General features: G+C 67.5%; 20 protein-coding genes. 6 read left to right on the top strand and 14 right to left on the bottom strand.

Annotated features, from left to right (window positions below):
• Nucleotides 1-14 precede the first annotated feature (14 nt).
• The 7 genes from nuoF to ACUDCK_RS06045 all read right to left on the bottom strand — a co-directional run bounded on the left by nuoF (nucleotide 15) and on the right by ACUDCK_RS06045 (nucleotide 6257).
• A complete protein-coding gene (gene nuoF, locus ACUDCK_RS06075) occupies nucleotides 15-1382 on the bottom strand; it encodes an NADH-quinone oxidoreductase subunit NuoF (protein WP_006393405.1) in 1368 nt (455 codons plus the stop codon).
• Entirely contained in the window at nucleotides 1379-1873 is a 495-nt protein-coding gene (gene nuoE / locus ACUDCK_RS06070; RefSeq protein WP_006389212.1) for an NADH-quinone oxidoreductase subunit NuoE, read from the bottom strand. Before nuoE ends, nuoF begins: the two co-directional genes overlap by 4 nt.
• Before the next feature lie 46 nt (nucleotides 1874-1919).
• Nucleotides 1920-3176 (bottom strand): NADH-quinone oxidoreductase subunit D, encoded by a 1257-nt coding sequence (locus ACUDCK_RS06065; RefSeq protein WP_006389211.1) that lies wholly within the window; start codon nucleotides 3174-3176, stop codon nucleotides 1920-1922.
• A gap of 3 nt (nucleotides 3177-3179) precedes the next feature.
• Nucleotides 3180-3806 (bottom strand): NADH-quinone oxidoreductase subunit C, encoded by a 627-nt coding sequence (locus tag ACUDCK_RS06060; RefSeq protein ID WP_049072038.1) that lies wholly within the window; start codon nucleotides 3804-3806, stop codon nucleotides 3180-3182.
• Between the two features lie 82 nt (nucleotides 3807-3888).
• Nucleotides 3889-4365, bottom strand: coding sequence for a NuoB/complex I 20 kDa subunit family protein (locus ACUDCK_RS06055; protein WP_006217960.1), 477 nt, complete (start codon nucleotides 4363-4365; stop codon nucleotides 3889-3891).
• A 42-nt stretch (nucleotides 4366-4407) separates the two neighbouring features.
• Nucleotides 4408-4767 carry an NADH-quinone oxidoreductase subunit A gene (locus ACUDCK_RS06050; protein ID WP_006217959.1) on the bottom strand — a complete coding sequence of 120 codons (360 nt, stop codon included), beginning with the start codon at nucleotides 4765-4767 and terminating at the stop codon, nucleotides 4408-4410.
• 326 nt (nucleotides 4768-5093) lie between these two features.
• A complete protein-coding gene (locus tag ACUDCK_RS06045; RefSeq protein WP_175167716.1) occupies nucleotides 5094-6257 on the bottom strand; it encodes a porin in 1164 nt (387 codons plus the stop codon).
• Nucleotides 6258-6700: 443 nt separating this feature from the next.
• Here ACUDCK_RS06045 and ACUDCK_RS06040 point away from each other — a divergent pair, with 443 nt between their 5' ends.
• From ACUDCK_RS06040 to ACUDCK_RS06030, 3 genes are read left to right on the top strand one after another with little or no spacing between them, the layout of a single operon-like run.
• A complete protein-coding gene (locus ACUDCK_RS06040) occupies nucleotides 6701-7315 on the top strand; it encodes a TetR/AcrR family transcriptional regulator (RefSeq protein ID WP_054501606.1) in 615 nt (204 codons plus the stop codon).
• On the top strand, nucleotides 7312-7758 hold the full coding sequence (locus ACUDCK_RS06035) for a PaaI family thioesterase (RefSeq protein WP_175167717.1): 447 nt from the start codon (nucleotides 7312-7314) through the stop codon (nucleotides 7756-7758). Before ACUDCK_RS06040 ends, ACUDCK_RS06035 begins: the two co-directional genes overlap by 4 nt.
• A complete protein-coding gene (locus ACUDCK_RS06030; RefSeq protein WP_116792029.1) occupies nucleotides 7755-8189 on the top strand; it encodes an NAD(P)-binding domain-containing protein in 435 nt (144 codons plus the stop codon). Before ACUDCK_RS06035 ends, ACUDCK_RS06030 begins: the two co-directional genes overlap by 4 nt.
• Here the strand turns inward: ACUDCK_RS06030 and ACUDCK_RS06025 are convergent.
• From ACUDCK_RS06025 to axyZ, 7 genes are all read right to left on the bottom strand, one after another.
• Nucleotides 8160-8927: a phosphatase PAP2 family protein gene (locus ACUDCK_RS06025; protein WP_175167718.1), complete on the bottom strand. Its 768-nt coding sequence runs from the start codon at nucleotides 8925-8927 to the stop codon at nucleotides 8160-8162. The two genes, ACUDCK_RS06030 and ACUDCK_RS06025, sit on opposite strands and share 30 nt — an antisense overlap.
• A 35-nt stretch (nucleotides 8928-8962) precedes the next feature.
• Nucleotides 8963-9757, bottom strand: coding sequence for a metallophosphoesterase family protein (locus ACUDCK_RS06020; RefSeq protein WP_054501609.1), 795 nt, complete (start codon nucleotides 9755-9757; stop codon nucleotides 8963-8965).
• Complete coding sequence (locus ACUDCK_RS06015; RefSeq protein WP_054501951.1) at nucleotides 9754-10725, bottom strand: diacylglycerol/lipid kinase family protein; 972 nt, start codon at nucleotides 10723-10725, stop codon at nucleotides 9754-9756. The genes ACUDCK_RS06020 and ACUDCK_RS06015 overlap by 4 nt, the downstream gene beginning before the upstream one ends.
• A gap of 76 nt (nucleotides 10726-10801) precedes the next feature.
• Nucleotides 10802-12601, bottom strand: coding sequence for a gamma-glutamyltransferase family protein (locus ACUDCK_RS06010; protein WP_175167775.1), 1800 nt, complete (start codon nucleotides 12599-12601; stop codon nucleotides 10802-10804).
• A gap of 95 nt (nucleotides 12602-12696) precedes the next feature.
• A complete protein-coding gene (locus ACUDCK_RS06005) occupies nucleotides 12697-14199 on the bottom strand; it encodes an ABC transporter substrate-binding protein (RefSeq protein WP_054501610.1) in 1503 nt (500 codons plus the stop codon).
• 249 nt (nucleotides 14200-14448) lie between these two features.
• A complete protein-coding gene (locus ACUDCK_RS06000) occupies nucleotides 14449-15345 on the bottom strand; it encodes a LysR family transcriptional regulator (RefSeq protein ID WP_054501611.1) in 897 nt (298 codons plus the stop codon).
• Between the two features lie 30 nt (nucleotides 15346-15375).
• Entirely contained in the window at nucleotides 15376-16014 is a 639-nt protein-coding gene (axyZ, locus tag ACUDCK_RS05995; protein ID WP_054501612.1) for a multidrug efflux transcriptional repressor AxyZ, read from the bottom strand.
• A gap of 231 nt (nucleotides 16015-16245) precedes the next feature.
• Between axyZ and axyX the strand changes: the two genes are divergently transcribed.
• Genes axyX through oprZ form a run of 3 tightly spaced genes read left to right on the top strand, consistent with a single transcriptional unit; the run spans nucleotide 16246 to nucleotide 21953 of the window.
• The gene (axyX, locus tag ACUDCK_RS05990) at nucleotides 16246-17421 is read left to right on the top strand and encodes a multidrug efflux RND transporter periplasmic adaptor subunit AxyX (RefSeq protein ID WP_054501613.1); all 1176 of its coding nucleotides are present in this window, start codon (nucleotides 16246-16248) and stop codon (nucleotides 17419-17421) included.
• A gap of 6 nt (nucleotides 17422-17427) precedes the next feature.
• A complete protein-coding gene (gene axyY, locus ACUDCK_RS05985) occupies nucleotides 17428-20565 on the top strand; it encodes a multidrug efflux RND transporter permease subunit AxyY (RefSeq protein WP_064525994.1) in 3138 nt (1045 codons plus the stop codon).
• Nucleotides 20562-21953 carry a multidrug efflux RND transporter outer membrane subunit OprZ gene (gene oprZ, locus ACUDCK_RS05980; RefSeq protein ID WP_175142146.1) on the top strand — a complete coding sequence of 464 codons (1392 nt, stop codon included), beginning with the start codon at nucleotides 20562-20564 and terminating at the stop codon, nucleotides 21951-21953. The genes axyY and oprZ overlap by 4 nt, the downstream gene beginning before the upstream one ends.
• Nucleotides 21954-21972 lie beyond the last annotated feature (19 nt).

The raw sequence follows: 21972 nt of genomic DNA, 5'->3' as shown, positions 1-21972 counted from the left end.
GCTGTTCCTGAGACCTACAGATATTGCGGAACCACACACGACTTGTGCTCGATGTGGTGCGCGAATTCGTCGCGAAAATGCTTGAGGAAGCCACGCACGGGCATGGCGGCGGCGTCACCCAGGGCGCAGATGGTGCGGCCCATGATGTTGCCCGCCACGTTGTCCAGCATGTCCAGATCTTCCGGACGGCCGTGGCCGTTTTCGATGCGGTGCACCATGCGGTACAGCCAGCCGGTGCCTTCGCGGCACGGCGTGCACTGGCCGCAGCTTTCCTCGAAATAGAAATACGACAGGCGCAGCAGCGACTTGACCATGCAGCGCGTCTCGTCCATGACGATCACCGCGCCGGAACCCAGCATGGAACCCGCCTTGGCGATGGCGTCGTAGTCCATCGTGGTTTCCATCATGATGTCGGCCGGCAGCACCGGGGCGCTCGAGCCGCCGGGGATCACGGCCTTGAGCTTCTTGCCGCCGCGCATGCCGCCCGCCAGTTCCAGCAGGGTCGAGAACGGGGTGCCCAGCGGGATCTCGTAGTTGCCGGGACGCTCGACGTCGCCGGTGATCGAGAACAGCTTGGTGCCGCCGTTGTTGGGCTTGCCGACTTCGAGGTAGGCCTGGCCGCTGTTGCGGATGATCCAGGGCACCGCCGCGAAGGTTTCGGTGTTGTTGATGGTGGTGGGCTTGCCGTACAGGCCGAAGCTGGCCGGGAACGGCGGCTTGAAGCGCGGCTGGCCCTTCTTGCCTTCCAGCGATTCCAGCAGCGCGGTTTCCTCGCCACAGATGTAGGCGCCGTAGCCGTGGAACGCGTGCAACTGGAAGTTGAATTCCGAACCCAGGATCTTGTCGCCCAGGAAGCCGGCGGCGCGCGCCTCTTCCAGGGCCTCTTCGAAGCGCTCGTAGACTTCGAAGATTTCACCGTGGATGTAGTTGTAGCCGACGCTGATGCCCATCGCGTAGGCGGCGATCGCCATGCCTTCGATCACGATGTGCGGATTGAAGCGCAGGATGTCGCGATCCTTGAACGTGCCGGGTTCGCCTTCGTCCGAGTTGCAGACGAGGTACTTCTGGCCCGGGAAGGCGCGCGGCATGAAGCTCCACTTCAGGCCGGTCGGGAAGCCCGCGCCGCCGCGGCCGCGCAGGCCCGACGCCTTGACTTCGGCGATCACGTCTTCCGGCTTCATGCCGGTGGTGAGGATCTTGCGCAGGGCTTCGTAGCCGCCGCGCTTGACGTAGTCGGCCAGGCGCCAGTTGGCGCCGTCGACGTCGGCCATGATCTGCGGCTTGATGTGGCGGCCATGCAGGCACATCGAGTTGGACAGGTCGTTCAGCGGGTTGGGCTCCAGGCCCTGCGCGAACTGCTTGTAGATGTCGGGCGCGTTCATGCCGACTCTCCTTGCGCCTTGAGGGCCGCGACCAGCGCGTCCAGCTTCTCTTCGGTCATGCGCACGCACATATGCTTGTTGTTCACGATCAGCACGGGGGAATCGCCGCAGGCGCCCATGCACTCGCCTTCGACCAGGGTGAACTGGCCGTCAGCGGTGGTTTCGCGGTAGTCCACGCCCAGCTTGCGCTTGAGGTAGTCGCCGGCGCGTTCGCCGTCGCGCAAGGCACAGGGCAGGTTGGTGCAGACCGCGATCTTGGTCTTGCCGACGGGCTTGACGTCGAACATGTTGTAGAAGGTGGCGACTTCCTGGACCGCGATGGGCGGAACGCCGATGTAGTTGGCCACATCTTCGATGATGTCGGTAGCCAACCAGCCCTTCTCTTCCTGCGCGATGGCAAGAGAGGCCATGATGGCGGACTGCCGCTGGTCGGCCGGGAACTTGGCGAGTTCTCGGTCGATTTTCTGGTAGGCCTGTTCGGAAAGCAGCATAGTTTGAATCCGGGTTATGCGGGCGTGCTCGTGACTGTCTGGCGGATCAGCGATCGATCTCGCCGAAAACGATGTCCTGCGTACCAATGATGGTGACGGCGTCGGCGATCATGTGACCGCGCGACATTTCGTCCAGCGATTGCAGGTGGGCGAAGCCGGGGGCCCGAATCTTCAGGCGGTACGGCTTGTTGGCGCCGTCCGACACCAGGTAGATGCCGAACTCGCCCTTGGGGTGCTCCACCGAGGCGAACGCTTCGCCCGGGGGCACGTGGAAACCTTCGGTGAAGAGCTTGAAGTGATGGATCAGCTCTTCCATGTTGGTCTTCATGGCGGTGCGCTTGGGCGGGGCGATCTTGTGGTTCTCGATCATGACCGGGCCCGGGTTGTTGCGCAGCCATTCCACGCACTGGCGGATGATGCGGTTGCTCTCGCGCATTTCGGCGATGCGGACCAGGTAGCGGTCGTAGCAGTCGCCGTTGACGCCGACGGGGATGTCGAAATCGAGCAGGTCGTAGACTTCGTAGGGCTGCATCTTGCGCAGGTCCCAGGCCACGCCCGAGCCTCGCAGCATCGGACCGGTGAAGCCCAGGGCCTTGGCGCGATCGGGATCGACCACGCCGATGCCGACCAGGCGCTGCTTCCAGATGCGGTTGTCGGTGAGCAGGGTTTCGTACTCGTCGACGCAGGCGGGGAAGCGGTTGGTGAAGTCTTCGATGAAGTCCAGCAGCGAGCCCGAACGCGCGTCGTTCATGACGCGCACTTCCTTCTCGCCACGGTATTTGCTGGTCTCGCCGTACTGCGGCATGGTGTCCGGCAGGTCGCGGTAGACGCCGCCCGGACGATAGTAGGCCGCGTGCATACGCGCGCCCGAGACCGCTTCGTAGCAGTCCATCAGGTCTTCGCGTTCACGGAAGGCGTACAGGAACACCGCCATGGCGCCCACGTCGAGCGCGTGCGAGCCCAGCGACATCAGGTGGTTCAGGAGGCGCGTGATCTCGTCGAACATGACGCGGATGTACTGCGCGCGCAGCGGGGCTTCGACGCCCAGCAGCTTCTCGATGGCCATGACGTAGGCGTGCTCGTTGCACATCATGGACACGTAGTCCAGGCGGTCCATGTAGGGCAGCGCCTGGATGTAGGTCTTGTGCTCGGCCAGCTTTTCAGTGGCGCGGTGCAGCAGGCCGATGTGCGGGTCGGCGCGCTGGATGACTTCGCCGTCCAGCTCGAGCACCAGGCGCAGCACGCCGTGAGCGGCCGGGTGCTGCGGGCCGAAGTTGAGCGTGTAGTTCTTGATTTCTGCCATGATTCAACGTCCCAAGCCGTAGGTGTCTTCGCGCACCACGCGCGGCGTGATCTCGCGCGGGTCGATCGTGACGGGCTGGTAAATGACGCGCTTCTGTTCCGGGTCGTAGCGCATTTCGACGGTGCCGGAGAGCGGGAAGTCCTTGCGGAACGGGTGGCCGATGAAGCCGTAGTCGGTCAGGATGCGGCGCAGGTCCGGGTGGCCTTCGAAGACGATGCCGTACAGGTCGAACGCCTCGCGCTCGAACCAGCCCACGGCCGGCCAGCATTCCATCAGCGAGGCGACCATCGGGAACTCGTCGTCCGGCGCCCAGGTGCGCACGCGCAGGCGCCAGTTGTTCTCGACCGACAGCAGGTGCGCGACCACGGCGAAGCGCGCGCGGTGCACCTTGGCGTTGGTTTCCTCGGGCAGTTGGCGCGTGCCGTTGCCCCAGGTCAGGTAATCGACGCCACAGAGGTCGATACAGATTTCGAAGCGCAGGCCGGCTTCGGTGCGCAGCTTGTTGCAGACGGAGAACCACTGCTCCGCGGGCACTTCGAGCGTCAGCTCGCCCAGCGCCTCGGTCAGCGCGATGTCCGCGCCGAGGGTGGTCTGCAAATTGTTTTTCAGGGTTTCGAGCCTGGTCATCATCTTGTACGCTTAGGTGAACCGATACGCTGTTTCGCGGGGTCCTGCGGCGGCGTTTGCGGCGGCCGCGGACCGGAGCGCAAACTCAGCGCGCAATCGTGTTGGTCAGGCGGATCTTGTTCTGCATCTGCAGCAAGCCGTAGACCAGCGCCTCGGCCGTGGGCGGGCAGCCCGGCACGTAGACGTCTACCGGTACGATGCGATCGCAGCCGCGCACCACGGAATACGAGTAGTGGTAGTAACCGCCACCATTGGCACAGGAGCCCATCGACACCACCCAACGCGGTTCGGGCATCTGGTCGTAGACCTTGCGCAGCGCCGGCGCCATCTTGTTGCACAGCGTGCCGGCGACGATCATCAGGTCGGACTGACGCGGGCTGGGGCGGAAGATGATGCCGAACTGGTCCAGGTCGTAGCGGGCCGCGCCCGCGTGCATCATCTCGACCGCGCAACAGGCCAGGCCGAAGGTCATGGGCCACATGGAGCCGGTTTTCGCCCAGTTAAGGAACTTATCGGCGCTGGTTGTGATGAACCCTTGCTTGAGAATGCCGTCTATAGCCATATTCGTCTCTGATAGCGTGCGGTGATGAAATAACCCGGCGGGTCATTCCCAGTCCAGCGCGCCCTTTTTCCATTCGTAGATGAAGCCGACGGTCAACACGGCGAGGAAAACCATGACCGTCCAGAAACCGACGAGCCCGACCGTACCTTGGGCGATGGCCCACGGGAACAGGAACGCGATTTCCAGGTCGAAAAGAATGAACAGGATCGCCACCAGGTAGTAGCGCACGTCAAACTTCATGCGCGCGTCTTCGAACGCTTCGAAGCCGCACTCATAGGGGGATAGCTTCTCGGCGTAGGGACGCCGCGGGCCAAGGAGGGAGCCGGCCGTCAGAAGCGCGAACCCGATAAGGGTGGCCACTACGATAAACAGCAGGACGGGGAAATACTGTTGCAGGTTCATTCAGGCGTCCGTCAAATGCGCAAACCTTAGGATTGTAGCATTCGCGCGGTTACTTCCGGCTGAACTCTGTAGCGTGAACAGCGGGTGAAAGACTGCATTTCTCCAGTGGAACAATCGCAGTATTCAAGGGGGACACGCAAGCTTACCGCCACGCGCGCCGATATGGCGCGCCGGCAGGGCAAAACGCCCGCACAGCGGTCGCGAATTACCGTAAAAAAACAGACTGATCGCAAACAAAAAACCACCCCGAAGGGTGGTTTCATATGAGCGGGCCGAAGCCCGCTCATGCACTAAGAATCTAGGCAGGACTTGCGCCCTGCTTTCGATTAGAAGCGGTGACGCAGGCCCACGCCAACAGCGGTCGCCTTGACGCCGTCGTTGAACGCGTAGTTCTTCGAGTACGAACCGTAGGCGTACAGGTTGGTACGCTTGGACAGGTCGTAGGTGTAGCCGGCCGAGAACACGTTCATCGTGGCATCGTCGCCAGTCAGCTTGTTGTTCGACGGGTCAACGCGCTGCCACGAACCGAACAGGCTCGAAGCGCCGCCGATCGGAGCCGACAGACCCAGCAGGTAGGAGTTGGCCTTGAAGCCATCAGCGAACTGGTTGGCACCGAAGCCCAGCTTGCGCGACGTACCGTCAACGGTAATCGAGCCCGAAGCGCCGGCCGGGTTGGACGTGGCGAACCAGCCGTCGGTGGTGCGAGCGTAGGCCAGGGCCAGCTTGACCACTTCGAAGTCATACGAACCGCCGATCATGTACGAACGGGGCGTCGCGTCGACTTCACCTTGAGCTTGGTTGTGCGAAGCGTTCAGTTGGTCGTACGACAGAGCGACGTTCAGGGGACCATTGACGTAGCGCAGGCCGGTCGTGATGGCACGGACGTTGTCGGCGGTCTTGAAGCCAACGCGAGCCGGGTCAGCCTTGGTCGAGCTGTCGGCATTGCCTTCGTCAGCGCTGAACGAGTAGCCAACGCCGAACTGGAAGCCGCTGAACGACGGGGTTTGGTACATGACCATGTTGTCGTAGCGTTGCGTGTTGGCAGCGCTCATGCCGGTACCGATGTTGGCGACGTTGAAGCCGGCGCCGAACGGATCGATCGAGCCGAAGTACTTCGACGCGATGTTGGTTTGGCGACCGAAGTCCAGTTGACCCCAGCTGTCGCTGGCCAGACCGACGGTGGCTTGACGGCCGAACAGACGGCCGTTTTGGCCCGACTTGCCGTTACCCGAGTCGAAACCCGATTCCAGTTGGAAAACAGCGCGCAGGCCGTCACCCAGATCTTCCGAACCACGCAGACCCCAGCGCGAACCGTTCTGGACGCCATTGATCATGCCGATCTTGCTGCCGTTCTTGGCATCGCCAGCACCGCTGATCTTGTTGTAGCCGATACCCGTGTCGATGATGCCGTACAGGGTGACAGACGTTTCTGCCTGGGCGACACCGGCGAAACCGGCGAGCAGGGCGGCAGCGAGCAGAGTCTTTTTCATTTAAGAAATCTCCGTTGATTTGAGTGACAAGAGCAGCAATCCAGCAAACCAGCCTGCCGCCCCCCTAACTCCGCGAAGGGAAGTTGACGCTATTGCATCAAAAATCGGGGGGGCTGGCTATGGTCGACACCAGAAAAGTGCAGGTTTGCGACAGCCCTGTTGGGATATTGCAACATCAGACCAACTCCCCATAGGGCTAACCCTGCGTTTTGCGAATGACCACGTATCCATGCGACTTTCAGCCCTGGCCCTAATAAATGAAGGGATCGCGTCGGGTTTCTTTCATATGTCTTTCCAGACCGAATAACCTCTTCGGCAAGACCGCTTCCCGGTCTGCCCGGGCGGCCTCCCCCACATTGGCGCCGTCAGCTTGGATAACGTTGTTATTTAAATAAAGCAGCGATATTATTTCGCAACATAGTCACCCCTTCGCTTCCTTGGCCATGACCACCGTCACTCCTCGCAGCGACCGCAATGAACGCCTGAGCGCGCTGCGCCGGCAGATGATCCTGGACGCCGCCCAGCGGGTATTCGAGCGCGACGGGCTGGAAAAGACCACGCTGCGCGCCATCGCCAAGGAGGCCGGCTGCACCACCGGCGCGATCTACCCCTGGTTCGCGGGCAAGGAGGCGTTGTACGGCGCCCTGCTGGACGAATCGCTGCAGCGCCTGCACACCCATCTGCTGGGCGCGACCTCCGGCGGCGCGCCCGCGTCCGCCGCGCGCCAGGCCATCCAGGCTTTCTTCGGCTACTACGCCGAGCGCCGCACCGATTTCTCGCTGGGGCTGTACCTGTTCCAGGGGCTGGGGCCGCGCGGGCTGGGGCGCGACATGGACGAACGGCTCAACGGCCGGCTGCGGCTGTGCGTCGACGTGCTTGGCCAGGCCCTGGCCCGCACCAAGTCCTGGACGGCCGAGGCAGTGCAGGTCGAGCAGATGAATGTCTTCACCTACCTGATCGGGCTGCTTCTGCTATTGCACACCCGCCGCCTGAAATCGCTGGGCCAGCAGGCCGACGTCCTGCTGGATCACTACTGCCACGCCCTGGAACAACGATGACCGCCACGACCCTGCCCTGCGCCGACACCGACGCGCCGCTGATCAGCCTGGCCGATTTCCGGCTGCTGCTGGCCGAGCAACATCCGTTTTCGCTACTGTTGGGGATCGAAGTGCAGCGCATCGGCCGCGGCACCGCGCTGGCCGTGCTGCCCGCGCGCGACAGCCACCAGCGGCTCGGCGGCATCGTCGCCGGCCCGATGCTGATGGGGCTGGCCGACCTGGCCATGTATGCGGCGGTGGTCGGCGCCACTGGCCAGGTCCACGCGGTCACGGCCAGCCTGACCATCAACTTCCTGCGCAAGAGCCCGGCCGGCGCAATCCACGCCGAGGCGCGGCTGCTCAAGGTGGGCCGCCTGTCCGCGGGCGAGGTCATCCTGACCGCCGCGGGTTCGGATGAGCCGCTGGCCCATATCGTCAGCACCTGGTCGGTGCCGAAGCCATGAGCCTGCGCATCAGCATCGTCGGCATGGGCCGCACCGGCACGCAGGCGGCGCGGCGCCTGCTCGCGGCCGAGCCGGACATCGCCCTGACCGTCTACGACATCGACCCGGACCGTTGCGAGGACTTCCGCGGCAGCGCCACCCTGGCGACCTCGGCGCGCGAAGCGCTGGCGGAGTCCGACACCATCGTGCTGGCCCTGCCGCGCGAACGTGAAATCGACCGGACCCTTGAGCGCTTCAGCGACGGCGAGGTCACCGCGCCCGTGGCCGGCAAGCTGATCGTGGACCTGGAGCCGCCGCCGCCCGAGCGGGCGCGCCGGCTGGACCAGGCGATCGCCACCGCCGGCGGCCGCTACGCCTGCGCGCCGCTGCGGCCAACGGCCGGCGGCGGGCCGGATGCGCGGCTATTGGAGGCCTTGATCGCGCCGCGCTGAGCCGCCCAGGCGTTCGGCCGCGGCCACGCACAACGCCAGCCAGGCGAAGCTGACGGCGAAGCCCGCCACCACGTCGCTGGCGAAATGCACCTGCAGCAGCACGCGGCTCAGGCCGATCGCCATCACCAGCGCCGCCGCCAGGGCCGCTGCCGGCAACCGCCAGGATGCGGGCGCCAGGCGCCAGGCCAGATAGCAGGCGGCCCCGTACACCGCCATGGCGGCCGAGGCATGGCCACTGGGAAAGCTCCAACCGAAGGCGGTGGCGAAACCATGATCATGCTCGGGCCGCACGCGTTCGAAACCCTGCTTGAGGAGGCGGTTGATGAGGCCGCCGCCGCCCGTGGCGGCCGCGCAGAAGGCCGCCAATTCCCACTGGCGGCGCGCCAGCAGCGCGAGGGTCATCAGGACTGCGAATACCGTCAGCACATTCCGGTCGCCCAGTGTGGTGAACCAGGACAGCAGCCACAGCAGGGAATCGCCCAGCGACATGCTGAGCGCTGCGGCGAGGGCGCTGTCGAATTCCACCACCGCCCCCTGCCGCGTGACGGCGAAGGCCAGCCCCAGGAACAGCGCGCCGGCCAACGCCACGGCGCCCGCGCCCGCCGCCAGGCGCGTGGCGGGCCGGGCCCGCATGCAGGCGCGCGCCAGCGCCACCGCCACGAGCGCCGCGCCCAAAGGCAAAAGCAGAAACAACGACAGCGCGTGGAACGAAACCCATGCCGCCCCGGCGTCGATCATGGCGCCCACTCCGTCCCGATTCCCGTTGCCACGCCCTACCCCGCCACCAGGGTCTTGTCGACCGGCGCGAAGGCATGGGCGCCAGCGGCGTAGTCCCAGCGCTCGACGTGGCAGACCCGGGTCTCGCCCTCGCCCTCGCGCGTGATCACATTGACCGAATTGGGGATGTTGCCGCGCACCCGGCGCGAGCACGCGGTGCCGGCCTGGACCGCCCAGCCGGCCATGACGCCCGGGTCGGCGCTGGCGGGCAGCACGTAGGGCAGATGGATGTGCCCGCCGAGGATCAGGTCGACTCCGGCCTGGGCCCAGGCCGCCAGCGCGCGCTCGCGGCCGATCAGCAGGTTGAAGCGATCGGACTCGACCTTGGCGCGCACCGGGTGATGCGCCACCACCACCCGCAACTGGCCGGGCCGGGCCTGGCGCAGCCGCTGCGCCACGCGCGCGATCTGCGCGTCGGAGATCTCGCCATCCTTGCGGCGGCGGGGCCGCGTGGTGTTGACGCCGATGGCCAGCAGGCCGGCGGTTTCATAGACCGGTTCGAGCACGGCGCCGAGCGCCCGCTTGTAGTTGCCGTAGGGGTTGAGCGCGCGCGCGAACACATTGAACAGCGGAATGTCATGGTTGCCAGGGACCGCCAGCACCGGCAGCGACAGGCGCTCGATGAACTTGCGGGCGGCGGCGAACTGGCCGCGGCGGGCGCGCTGGGTGATGTCGCCGCTGATCACCACCAGGTCCGGCGCGAGCGCGCGCGCCAGGTCCAGCGCGGCCTCGACCACCGGCTTGCGTTCGGTGCCGAAGTGGGTGTCCGACAATTGCAGGATGCGCGTCATGGGCGCTCCTCTTCGGCGTCGACCGGCACCACCAGCGGCAGCGGCGTATCGGACACCTTGAATTCCAGGGGCGTGTCCATCCAGGATATCTCGCCGTCCATGGCGACCTTGACGCGGCGGCGCCCGCGAATCGAGACCCTCAGGCGGTCGAAGGCGAAACTGACCACATGCTCGGCCTCGCCCAAGCGGCTGAACAGGCCGCGCAACAGCAGGCCATAGAGCGCCAGCGTGCCCACCGGCCGGGCGGCCATGGCCACCAGGCGGTTGCGATCGAGTTCGGAGGGGTCTATGCCGATGTGCTCCAGTTGCAGGCGGTTGTTGCCGACCACCAGCGTCGGCGAACGCAGATCGCGCGTCCGGCCTTCGTACTCGAGCCGCAGGCTGAGCTGGCGCGGCGCGCGCAGCAGCGTCACCAGCCCGGACCAGAGCGCCACCAGGCGGCTGCGGCCGAAACGCTGCTTGTAGGCCTCGCGATCTTCCAGCAGTTGCGGATAGAGCCCCAGGCTGGCGTTGACCAGGAAAAGGCGGCCATTGAGCAGGCCGACCTGCACCGGCCGCAGCTCGCCGCCCAGCAGGCCGCGCAGCGCGGCTTCGGTGTCCTGCGAGATGCCGTAGCGGCGGCCGAAGTAATTGAAGGTGCCTTGCGGCAGGATGCCGAACGGCACGCCCTGCCCCAGCACCTGGCCGGCGACGGCGTTGAGCGTGCCGTCGCCGCCGGCCGCGACCACGATGCCGCCAGCCTCGCGCGCCAGGGCCACGGCCTCGCGGGCGGTGTCGACCAGGCGCGATGGATCGTCGATTGGCATCAACTGGTAGCGCCGGCCGGCCTCGTCGAGCACGCGGCGGATGATGTCCTGCAGCACTTGCGCGTCGCCGCGCCCGGAGCCGGTGTTCAGGACGATGAAGAGAGGTTCGTGTCCCGCGAGGGGACGAGCCCCGTTCGCCGGGCTCTGCTGGATAGGCGTCATGGACAAAAGATAGCCCATGGCGGCAAATCGCCGCAACCGTGCCGGCGCGCGCCTGTCGGACGCGCCGGCACGCGGCTCAGCGGCCGACCGCGTAGGCCTGCATCAGGCGCGGCGTGGCGGCCGCGTGCAGCAGGCCGTCGGCGTCGCGCGAAGCGGCGGTCAGGCGGCCAACCGACCACTGCGGGACTTCCTCGATGTGGTGCCCGCGGGCGCGCAGCGCGGCGATGGTCTCGGCGCCGAAGCCGCTTTCCACCGCCAGGTGCCCCGGCTTGCGATCGCGCGGGTAGAACGAGGTGGGGAAATGCATGGTGTGCGACATCGGCAGGTCGATGGCTTCCTGCAGGTTCAGGCCGTGGTGCGCGTGGCGCAGGAAGAACAGCAGTTGCCATTGTTCCTGCTGATCGCCGCCCGGCGTGCCAAACGCCAGATAGGGCCGGCCCTCGCGCAGCGCCAGCGACGGCGTCAGCGTGGTGCGCGGGCGCTTGCCCGGCGCCAGCGTGCCCGGCAGTCCCTCTTCCAGCCAGAACATCTGGGCGCGGGTGTTCAGGCCGAAACCCAGTTCCGGGATCACCGGCGAGGACTGGAACCAGCCGCCCGACGGCGTGGCCGAGATCATGTTGCCCCAGCGGTCGATGACGTCGACGTGGGTGGTGTCGCCGCGCTTGACCGAGGCGCGCATGTCGGCCAGCGTCGGTTCGTTGGTCGCGCTGCCGGGGGCCGACACCTTGGACAGGCGCTGCAGCGTGTCCATCACCCGCGCCACCTGCGCCTCGAAGCCGGCAATCACGCCGGGCCGCAGGTCCTGCGAGGCCTGCTCGCCGATGAGCGCGCGGCGCGCGTCGTTGTAGTCGTCCGACAGCAATTGGGCCAGCGGCACATCGACGAAGGCGGGATCGCCGTAGTAGGCCTCGCGGTCGGCGAAGGCCAGCTTCATGGCCTCGGTGACGCGGTGCACGAACTCGGCGCTGGTCGGGCCGACGCCGGCCAGGTCCATCTCCTTGAGCAGCGCCAGGGTCTGCAGGAACACCGGCCCCTGGCTCCAGGCGCCTGCCTTGGCCACGGTGTAGCCGTGGTAGTCATAGGTGGCGGGCTGGTCGTAGCTGGCGGACCAGCCGGCCAGGTCGTCGGCGGTGATCACACCCCGATGGCACTGGCCGCTCTCGTCCATGACCTCGGTGCCGCGCGCGAACTTGTCGATGGCCTCGGCCACGAAGCCGCGGTAGAAGGCGTCGCGGGCGGCCTCGATCTGGCGCTCGCGGTCGCCGCCGGCCTGTTCCGCTTCCCGCAGCACGCGGGTCCAGGTGGCGGCCAGCGCCGGGTTGCGGAACAGCTTGCGGGCCTCGGGCACGTTGCCGCCGGGCAGGTAGACCTGCGCGGTGGTGGGCCAGTGGGCCTGGAAGAAGTCCTTCAGGCCGGCGATGGTGTTGGAGATGCGCGGCATCAGCGCGTGGCCGTGCTCCGCGTAGTAGATGGCCGGTTCCAGCACGTCGCGCACGCGCATCGTGCCGTGGTCGCGCAGCAACTGCATCCAGGCGTCGAACGCGCCGGGGATCACGGTGGCCAGCAGGCCGTTGCCGGGGATCAGACCGAGGCCTTCGGCGCGGTAGCGCTCGAGCGTGGCGGCGGCGGGCGTGGTGCCCTGGCCGCACAGCACTTCGAGGCGGCCGGTGCGGGCGGAATAGAACACCGCCGGCACTTCGCCGGCCGGGCCGACCAGGTGGGGCTCGACCACCTGCAGCACGAAGGCGGAGGCGACACAGGCGTCGAAGGCGTTGCCGCCGCGCTCCAGCAGCGACATGCCGGCCGAGCTGGCCAGCCAATGGGTGGAGGTCACGACACCAAAGGTGCCGAGGATTTCCGGGCGAGTCGTAAACATCATGATGCGATCCTGTTGCGGACGGCGCGAGGCCGGCGGCCGCGAGAGACAAGTAAAAACGGGACCCTCAACCGGGTCCCGTATCTGGCTCGATGCTACTTCCCGGCCAGGGTGACGCCCTTCAGGCGGATCAGGCCATCGGGATACGGCACGAAGCCTTCCAGCTTCTTCTGCGTGCCGAAGGTCCACGGCAGGTAGAACAGGTAGACGATGGGACGCTGGTCCTGCATCACCGACAGCACCTGGTCGTACAGGGCGCGGCGCTTGGCCGTGTCCGGCTCGGCGCGGGCCTCGTTGAGCAGCTTGTCGGCCTGGGGATCGCAGAACTTGCCGTCGTTCAGGTTGCCCTTGCAACTCAGGTACTGGTGGATGTTGCCGCTGGGATCGACGCGGCCGGACCAGCCGCTCTGCCCGACTTCGAAGTCACCGCGGGCCAGCGATGATTGCAGCGAGGCAAACTCCACCGGACGCAGGGTAATGTCGAAGCCGGCCTCGGCGCCCATGGCCTGCACCAGCTCGAACACCTGCTGCATGGTGGTGTTGTTGCCGAAGGTGATCTCGAACTTGACGCGGTCGAAGCCCGCTTCCTTGAGCAGGGCCTGGGCCTTCCTGGGATCGCGGCCGGCGTGCTCGAACGACTTGTTGTAGGCGAAGCTGGCCGGCGGGAACGGCTGGTAGGCCGGCTGGTACTGGCCTTCGCCGATGACCTGGTTGAGCACGTCGCGGTCGATGGCCAGGTCGAGCGCCTGGCGCACCCGCTTGTCCTTGGCCAGCGGGTTGTTGGCGCGGGCGCCGTTGCCCAGGTTGACCGAGATCGACTGGAAGCCCAGGCCGGTGACCGGGGCCAGGCGCAGATTGGCGTCGTCCTTGACCGCCTTGACGTCGCTGGGCGCCACGCGCTCGATGATGTCGAGGTCGCCGGCGCGCAGATTGTTCAGGCGCACGGTGTTGTCGGGGATCGGCGTGAACACCACTCGGTCGAAGTGGTAATTGGCGGCGTCCCAATACTTGGGAAATTTCTCCAGCACGATGCGGTCGTTCTGCACCCGTTCCTTGAACTGGTACGGGCCCGAGCACACCGGCTTGCCGCCGGGATCCTTGTCGAACGAGGCGGGCGAGATCATCATGCCGGCGCGGTCGGACAACTGCGACAACAGCGAGGCGTCGGGCTCGGACAGGTGCAGCACCACGGTGCTGGCGTCGGGCGCGTCGACGCTGGCCACGGTGGCCAGCTCGCTCTTGCGGTTGCTGTCGGGCAGCGTGCGGGCGCGATCCAGGTTGGCCTTGACCGCGGCGGCGTCGATCGGCGTGCCGTCATGGAACACGGCATCGGTGCGCAGCTTGAAGGTCAGCGTCTTGTTGTCCGGGCTGGTGCTCCAGGACTGCGCCAACTGCGGCACGAACTTCAGGTCCGGCGTGATGTCGACCAGCTTGTCGCACAGCGAGGCAAACACGATGCGGCCGACAAAGGTGCGGGCGCGGGTCGGATCGAGCACGTCCGGGTCGTCCTGCAGGCCGACCCGCAGGGTCGACTGGGCTTGGGCCAGCCCGCTGGCCAGCATTCCCGCCATGGCCATGGCGAGGCAGAGTTTACGCATGAATGATCTCCGTCGATTCAGGCGGCCTGCTTCCCCCCGCGCCGGACGGCGCGCCGCCCGGCGGTGAGGGAACAGACCCCGAGCCGTGCTGCATCGCCGGGCCCATCCCCCCGTTGCGCACGTTCTTGTTTGGATTCTGCGCCAGGCGCGCCACGATTGTATAGAGCGCGGGCAGTCAGCCGTCCAAACGCGCCCGCGGCGACCGCCTTGCGGACAGGTCGCCCGCGCGCCGCCGCCGGCCCCGCGGTCTCAAGGCAGGCGGCAAGGCGCCGAGAAGTCGACCGCCGCCAGCACGGATTCCCGCAGTTTGCCCACCAGCGGCCGGGTGTCGTCGCGGCGATACTGAAAGGAATACGGCAATGCCGCTGGCGCCGGATCGCAATCGAGCACCCGCAGGCTGCCCTCGTCCTGCAACGCCCGCGCCCAATGGCTGGGCAGCAGTCCCACCCCGGTGCCCTCGATCAGCAGGCCGGCGATGGCGCCCCAGTTGTTGCAGCAGAGCCGCTCGCCGGCCACGTCGCGTCCGGCCAGCCAATCGTCCACGATGCGGGTGGTGCCCGCGCCCGCCGGCAGGGTCACCAGCGGCAGCCGGGCCAGCAGGCCGGGCGACATGCGGGTCGCGCCCGCCAGCGCGGCAGGCGCCGCGGCCCAGGCGAACGCAGCCTCCCCGATCGGCGCGGATGCGATGTTGGGGCGCGAGGAACGCCCGGCGATGACGGCGAAATCCAGTTCGCCGTCGGCTACCCGCTGCTCCAGCACCTGGCCGATATCCACATAGGGCTCCAGCACCAGGTCGGGATAGGCGGCGCGGACCACGCCGATCAGGCGCGGCAGCCAGGTCAGCGCGGTCAGTTCGCCCACGCCGAAACGGCAACGGCCGCGCAGTCCCGGGGCTTCGGCCAGCGAAGCGCGGATGCCGTCGGCCGCCGCCAGCAGTTCGCGCGCTTGCGGCAGCAGCCGCTGGCCGGCGTCGGTCAGGACCGCCTTGTGGCCGCTGCGGTCGAACAACGGCCGGCCCAGCGCGTCCTCGAGCTCGACGATGCGCTTGGACAGCGATGACACCGACAGGTGCAGCCGCTCGGCCGCCACGGCGAAACTGGCGCAGGTGGCGGCCCAATAGAAGGCTTCGAGTTGCTTGAGGGTCATGCCCCGATTGTAGGATCAGGCGGCCTGCGATCAGGCGGCCTGCGGCAACCGCAGTTGCGGCGACAGCCGCAGCGTATCGATGGCGGCGCGGAGCATGCGCTCGACGCGCGGCCAGATATCGCCCTTGAGGCGATCGGACCAGCAGATAGTGCCGAACACGCCTTCGATCAGGGAATGCAGGTAGACATTGGACAGGCGCACGTCCAGGGCGGGCGGCAGGTCTTCGCGGCTGACGGCGGCGCGCAGCAGTTTCTCGGACGTGCGCAGGGCGTGGCGCTCCCACAGGTCGCGACGGCGCAGGAGGGGCGCGTTCTCGTCGCTGCGCTCGCATTTCAGGTAGAGGATTTCCAGCACGCGCTGAACCGAGCCTTCCTCGGCGTAGATCTGCACGTATTGGCGCATCGACGCGTAAAGCGCTTCCAGCGCCTCGCCGTCGGTCGACACGCGGGTCAGCGACACCGCTTCCCCCAGGGCCCGGTCGCACATGGCGATGCAGACATCGATCTTGTTCTTGTAATGGCCGTAGACGGCGCCCCGGGACACGCCCGCGAAATCGGCGATATCGCTCATGGTGGTGCTGGCCACGCCCTTGGACAGGAACACGTGTTCGGCGGCGTCCAGGATGCGGTCGCGGGTGCGTTGGGATTCTTCTTTCGTCTTGCGGGCCATACAGGGATCTCCTTGTGGAAAAAGGGTTGAAGGGGGGACATGAAAACGGCGGCCCGCCTTGCGGGGGCCGCCGTCTGCGCACTGTAAAGAAGTATGCAGCCGCCAGCATACTTTCGAACAAAACAATTAATCAAGCATGACGGATTAAATGATAGACTGCGGACCCCACAGGGAAAACCCGCGATTCTCCCGCTCTCGCCCGCAACGGGCGCCTCACAATAATTTTTAGAAATGACGCACCGAGTTCCCCTCAGAACGCTCGCATTCGCCTCCGTACTGGTTCTTGTTTCCGCATGCTCGAAGCAGGAAACGCCCGAAGCCGCCAAGGCCCCCGCCGAAGTCGGCGTCATCGTGGCCAGGGCCACGCCCACCGCCGTCGCCAGCGAGCTGCCCGGCCGGTTGGAGCCCTACCGCGAAGCCGAGGTCCGCGCCCGCGTGGCCGGCATCGTCACCCGCCGCCTGTATGAAGAAGGCCAGGAAGTGACGCGCGGCACGCCGCTCTTTCAGATCGATCCGGCGCCGCTGCAGGCCGCCTACGATTCCGAGGCGGCCTCGCTGGCGCGCGCCCAGGCCAACCTGTCCGCCGCCGCCGACAAGCTGCGCCGCTATGCCGACCTGGTGTCGGACCGCGCCATCAGCGAACGCGACCACGCCGAGAGCGTGGCCGAGGAGCGCCAGGCCCGCGCCGAGGTGGCCCTGGCCAAGGCCAACCTGCAAAGCGCCAGGCTGCGGCTGGAATACGCCCGGGTCACCTCCCCGATCGATGGCCGCGCGCGCCGCGCCCTGGTCACCGAGGGCGCGCTGGTGGGCGAAGGCCAGGCCACGCCGCTGACGGTGGTGCAGCAGCTCGACCCGATCTACGTCAATTTCTCGCAGCCCGCCGCCGAAGTCATGCAGTTGCAGAAACAGATCCGCGCCGGCGCCCTGCAAGGCGTCGCGCCAGACAAGATGCGGGTGCGCCTGCTGCTGCCGGACGGCTCCGAGTACGGCCAGGGCGGCACGTTGTCGTTCGCCGACCTGGCGGTCGATCCCGGCACCGACAACGTGACCATGCGCGCGCTGTTCGACAACCCGGGGCGCGAACTGCTGCCGGGCATGTACGTGCGGGTGCGGCTGGAGCAGGCGGTCAACCGCGACACTTTCCTGGTGCCGCGCAACGCCCTGCTGCGCAACGCCGATGGCGCGCACCTGCTGGTGGCCGGCGACGACGGCGAGCTGCGCAGCGTGCCGGTGGCCGCGCACCGGCTGCTGGGCCCGAACTGGGTCGTCACAGAGGGGCTGAAAGGCGGCGAGCGCGTGGTGGTGGAAAACGCCGCGCAGTTGGCCCCCGGCCAGAAAATCAAACCGGTCGAGCGGGCCGCGCCGAGCGCGCCCGCGGCGACCGCGGGAAATAACGAAAAAAGGTAAACCGCCATGGCGCGTTTCTTTATCGATCGCCCCGTCTTCGCGTGGGTGATCTCGCTGCTGATCGCGCTGATCGGCCTGTTGTCGATCCGTGCGCTGCCGGTGGCGCAGTATCCGGACATCGCTCCGCCCGTCGTCAACATCGGCGCCAGCTATCCCGGCGCCTCGGCCAAGGTGGTCGAGGAAGCCGTCACCGCCATCATCGAACGCGAGATGAACGGCGCGCCGGGGCTGATGTACACCTCGTCCAGCAGCGACTCGACCGGTTGGGCCAGCATCAACCTGACCTTCAAGCAGGGCACCAACCCCGACATCGCGGCGGTGGAAGTGCAGAACCGCCTGAAGGCGGTCGAGCCGCGCCTGCCGGAATCCGTGCGGCGCGACGGCGTGCGGGTGGAAAAGGCGGCGGACAACATCCAACTGGTGGTGTCGTTGAAGTCCGACGGCAGCCTCGATGACATGCAACTGGGTGAACTGGCGGCCTCCAACGTGCTGCAGGCGCTGCGGCGGGTCGAGGGCGTGGGCAAGGTGCAGTCGTTCGGCGCGGAAGCGGCGATGCGCATCTGGCCGGATCCGGCCAAGCTCACCGCCCTGTCGCTGACGCCGGGCGATATCGTCTCGGCCCTGCGCAGCCACAATGCGCGCGTCACCATCGGCGAGCTCGGCAACCAGGCCGTGCCCAAGGATGCGCCGTTGAACGCCAGCATCGTGGCGGGCGAATCGCTGCACACGCCCGAGCAGTTCGCCAACATCCCGCTGCGGGCGCTGCCGGACGGCGCGACCCTGCGCCTGAAGGACGTGGCGCGGGTGGAACTGGGCGGCACCGACTACATGTACCTGTCGCGCGTCAACGGCATGACGGGCACCGGCCTGGGCATCAAGCTGGCGCCCGGCTCGAACGCGGTCGAGACCACCCGCCGCATCCGCGAGACCATGCGCGAGCTGGCGCAGTATTTCCCGCCGGGCGTGAGCTGGGACATTCCGTACGAGACTTCCACCTTCGTGGAGATATCGATCAAGAAGGTGCTGATGACGCTGCTGGAGGCGGTGGCGCTGGTGTTCTGCGTGATGTACCTGTTCATGCAGAACCTGCGCGCCACGCTGATCCCGACGCTAGTGGTGCCGGTGGCGCTGCTGGGCACGCTGGGGGTGATGCTGGGGCTGGGCTATTCGATCAACGTGCTGACGATGTTCGGCATGGTGCTGGCCATCGGCATCCTGGTGGACGACGCCATCGTGGTGGTCGAGAACGTCGAGCGCATCATGGCCGAGGAAGGCCTGTCGCCGCATGACGCCACGGTCAAGGCGATGGGCCAGATCAGCGGCGCCATCGTCGGCATCACCGTCGTGCTGGTGTCGGTGTTCGTGCCGATGGCGTTCTTCGACGGCGCGGTGGGCAACATCTACCGCCAGTTCGCCGTGACGCTGGCGGTGTCGATCGCCTTCTCGGCCTTCCTGGCGCTGTCGCTGACGCCGGCGCTGTGCGCCAGCCTGTTGAAACCGATCCCGGCCGGCCACCACGAGAAGCGCGGCTTCTTCGGCTGGTTCAACCGCGCCTTCGCGCGCCTGACCACGCGCTATACGGCGCGCGTGGCCGGCGTGCTGGCGCGGCCGGCGCGCTTCGGGCTGGCCTACGCGCTGGTGATCGGCGTGGCGGCGCTGCTGTTCGCGCGGCTGCCGTCGTCGTTCCTGCCCGACGAGGACCAGGGCAGCTTCATGGCCATGGTGATCCTGCCGCAAGGCTCGCCGCAGGCCGAGACCATGGCCGTGGTCAAGGACGTCGAGCGCTACATGATGGAGCACGAGCCGGTGCAGTACGTGTATTCGGTCAACGGCTTCAGCCAGTACGGCAGCGGCCCGAACTCGGCCATGTTCTTCGTCACGCTCAAGGACTGGAAGGAGCGGCGCGATGCCTCGCTGCACGTCGATGCGGTGGTCAAGCGCATCAACGAGGCCTTTGCCGACCGCAAGAACCTGATGGTGTTCGCGCTCAACTCGCCGCCGCTGCCGGACCTGGGCTCGACCTCGGGTTTCGACTTCCGGCTGCAGGACCGCGGCGGCCTGGGCTATGAGGCCTTGACGCAGGCGCGGCAGAAACTGCTGGCGGCGGCGGCCGAGCATCCGGCGCTGACGGACGTGGTGTTCGCCGGCCAGGAAGAGGCGCCGCAACTGCAGTTGCGCGTCGACCGCGACAAGGCGCAGGCCATGGGCGTGCCGATCGACGAGATCAACACCGCGCTGGCGGTGATGTATGGCTCGGACTACATCGGCGACTTCATGCTCAACGGCCAGGTGCGGCGCGTGACCGTGCAGGCCGACGGCAAGCGTCGCGTGGATGTGGACGACATCTCGCGCCTGCACGTGCGCAACCTGCAGGGCCAGATGGTGCCGCTGTCGGCGTTCGCCACGCTGAAGTGGTCGATGGGGCCGCCGCAACTGAACCGCTACAACGGTTTCCCGTCGTTCACCATCAACGGCTCGGCGGCGCCGGGCCACAGCAGCGGCGAGGCCATGCGCGCCATGGAGGCGCTGGCGGCCGAGCTGCCGCGCGGCATCGGCTTCGACTGGTCGGGCCAGTCATACGAAGAGCGGCTGTCCGGCAACCAGGCGCCGGTGCTGTTCGCGCTGTCGGTGCTGATCGTGTTCCTGGCGCTGGCGGCCCTGTACGAAAGCTGGTCGATCCCGCTGGCGGTGATCCTGGTGGTGCCGCTGGGCGTGATCGGCGCGCTGCTGGGGGTGACCGTGCGCGGCATGCCCAACGACATCTACTTCAAGGTCGGCCTGATCGCCACCATCGGCCTGTCGGCCAAGAACGCGATCCTGATCGTGGAAGTGGCCAAGGACCTGGTGCGCGACGGCCAGGGCATCCTGTCCGCCACGCTGGAAGCGGCTCGGCTGCGGCTGCGGCCGATCGTGATGACCTCGCTGGCCTTCGGCGTGGGCGTGCTGCCGCTGGCGCTGGCCAGCGGCGCCGCCTCGGGCGCGCAGGCCGCCATCGGCACCGGCGTGCTGGGCGGGATCATCACCGCGACCGTGCTGGCGGTGTTCCTGGTGCCGCTGTTCTTTCTCATCGTGGGGCGCATGGTCGGCATGCGCGCCCGCCCCGCGCGCCCCGAGGGCCGCGAACCGCTGGAGACGACGCCATGAAACCCGTGGCAATGACCCTGCTGGCGCTGGCGCTGTCCGGCTGCTCGCTGGCGCCCACCCATGAGCGCCCCGCGGCGCCGGTGCCGGCGCGGTACGACACGCCGGCGCAGCCCGGCCAGGCCGCCGCGCCACAGGACTGGCGCGCCTATTTCAACGACCCCGCGCTGCAGGCCTGGATCACGGCCGCGCTGGCCAACAACCGCGACCTGCGGGTGGCGGCATTGCGCATCGAGGAGGCGCGCGCGCTGTACGGCGTGCAGCAGTCCGAGCGCCTGCCGGCGATCGACGCCAGCGGCGAATTCAGCCGCGGCCGCTTTACCGAACCGGGCCAGTCCGGCACGGCGGTGTCCAGCCGTTATCGCGCCGCCGTCGGCATCACCGCCTTCGAACTGGATTTCTTCGGCCGGGTGCGGAGCCTGTCGGAGGCCGCGCTGGCGCGCTACCTGGCCAGCGAGGAGGCGCACCGCGCCGCGACGCTGGCGCTGGTGGCGGAAACGGCCACGGCCTACTTCAACCAGCGCTCGCTGGCCGAGCAACTGCGCCTGACCGACGACACGCTGGCGCTGCGCGAGACCTCGCTCAAGCTGACCCGGCGCCGCTACGACGCCGGGCTGGAGACCGCCATCGGCCTGCGCACCGCGCAGATGCTGGTGGAAAGCTCGCGCGCCACGCGCGCCGAGCTGACCCGCGAAGCCAGCCTCGCGCGGCATGCGCTGGGCCTGCTGGCGGGCGATTTCGCGCTGCCGCTCGGCGTCGATCCGGCGCCGCTGGAGAGCCAGAGCCTGATGCCGCTGGCGGCCGGCCTGCCGTCCGAGCTGCTGACGCGCCGCCCCGACCTGCGCCAGGCGGAGCAGGCGCTGCGCGCGGCCAACGCCGACATCGGCGCGGCGCGCGCGGCGTTCTTCCCCTCGGTGCAGCTCACCACCGACATCGGCACCACCGCCGACCGCTTTTCGGATCTGTTCAGCGGCGGCACCGGCGGCTGGACCTTCGCGCCGCGGCTGACGCTGCCAATCTTCAACGCTGGACGCAACCGCGCCAACCTGTCGCTGGCCGAGACCCGCAAGCACATCGCGGTGGCGCAGTACGAAGGCAGCATCCAGGCGGCTTTCCGCGACGTGGCCGACGCCCTGTCGGCGCGCGACGCGCTACGCGACCAGATCGAGGCCCAGCGCAAGGTGCGCGACGCCGACCGCGAGCGCCAGCGGCTGGCCGAGCGGCGCTATGCGCGCGGGGTGGCGAACTACCTGGAGATGCTGGAGGCCCAGCGCAGCCTGTTCGAATCCGAGCAGGAGTACATCCGGCTGCAGCAGCGCCGGCTGGTCAATGCGGTGGATCTGTACAAGGCGCTGGGGGGATGGGACGACGGCGCATCGCCGGCGTCCTGACGCGGCCCGGCCTTGACGC

The sequence above is a fragment of the Achromobacter sp. CF-sbj1-Ac2-l genome (genome assembly GCF_052698165.1).
This window is presented reverse-complemented; position numbering and strand designations above follow the sequence as displayed.

Excerpts from the sequence above, each read along its gene's own strand:
- nuoF (WP_006393405.1), bottom strand. The coding sequence starts at position 1,382 with ATGAACGCGCCCGACATCTACAAGCAGTTCGCGCAGGGCCTGGAGCCC.
- nuoE (WP_006389212.1), bottom strand. The coding sequence starts at position 1,873 with ATGCTGCTTTCCGAACAGGCCTACCAGAAAATCGACCGAGAACTCGCC.
- ACUDCK_RS06065 (WP_006389211.1), bottom strand. The coding sequence starts at position 3,176 with ATGGCAGAAATCAAGAACTACACGCTCAACTTCGGCCCGCAGCACCCG.
- ACUDCK_RS06060 (WP_049072038.1), bottom strand. The coding sequence starts at position 3,806 with ATGATGACCAGGCTCGAAACCCTGAAAAACAATTTGCAGACCACCCTC.
- ACUDCK_RS06055 (WP_006217960.1), bottom strand. The coding sequence starts at position 4,365 with ATGGCTATAGACGGCATTCTCAAGCAAGGGTTCATCACAACCAGCGCC.
- ACUDCK_RS06050 (WP_006217959.1), bottom strand. The coding sequence starts at position 4,767 with ATGAACCTGCAACAGTATTTCCCCGTCCTGCTGTTTATCGTAGTGGCC.
- ACUDCK_RS06045 (WP_175167716.1), bottom strand. The coding sequence starts at position 6,257 with ATGAAAAAGACTCTGCTCGCTGCCGCCCTGCTCGCCGGTTTCGCCGGT.
- ACUDCK_RS06040 (WP_054501606.1), top strand. The coding sequence starts at position 6,701 with ATGACCACCGTCACTCCTCGCAGCGACCGCAATGAACGCCTGAGCGCG.
- ACUDCK_RS06035 (WP_175167717.1), top strand. The coding sequence starts at position 7,312 with ATGACCGCCACGACCCTGCCCTGCGCCGACACCGACGCGCCGCTGATC.
- ACUDCK_RS06030 (WP_116792029.1), top strand. The coding sequence starts at position 7,755 with ATGAGCCTGCGCATCAGCATCGTCGGCATGGGCCGCACCGGCACGCAG.
- ACUDCK_RS06025 (WP_175167718.1), bottom strand. The coding sequence starts at position 8,927 with ATGATCGACGCCGGGGCGGCATGGGTTTCGTTCCACGCGCTGTCGTTG.
- ACUDCK_RS06020 (WP_054501609.1), bottom strand. The coding sequence starts at position 9,757 with ATGACGCGCATCCTGCAATTGTCGGACACCCACTTCGGCACCGAACGC.
- ACUDCK_RS06015 (WP_054501951.1), bottom strand. The coding sequence starts at position 10,725 with ATGACGCCTATCCAGCAGAGCCCGGCGAACGGGGCTCGTCCCCTCGCG.
- ACUDCK_RS06010 (WP_175167775.1), bottom strand. The coding sequence starts at position 12,601 with ATGTTTACGACTCGCCCGGAAATCCTCGGCACCTTTGGTGTCGTGACC.
- ACUDCK_RS06005 (WP_054501610.1), bottom strand. The coding sequence starts at position 14,199 with ATGCGTAAACTCTGCCTCGCCATGGCCATGGCGGGAATGCTGGCCAGC.
- ACUDCK_RS06000 (WP_054501611.1), bottom strand. The coding sequence starts at position 15,345 with ATGACCCTCAAGCAACTCGAAGCCTTCTATTGGGCCGCCACCTGCGCC.
- axyZ (WP_054501612.1), bottom strand. The coding sequence starts at position 16,014 with ATGGCCCGCAAGACGAAAGAAGAATCCCAACGCACCCGCGACCGCATC.
- axyX (WP_054501613.1), top strand. The coding sequence starts at position 16,246 with ATGACGCACCGAGTTCCCCTCAGAACGCTCGCATTCGCCTCCGTACTG.
- axyY (WP_064525994.1), top strand. The coding sequence starts at position 17,428 with ATGGCGCGTTTCTTTATCGATCGCCCCGTCTTCGCGTGGGTGATCTCG.
- oprZ (WP_175142146.1), top strand. The coding sequence starts at position 20,562 with ATGAAACCCGTGGCAATGACCCTGCTGGCGCTGGCGCTGTCCGGCTGC.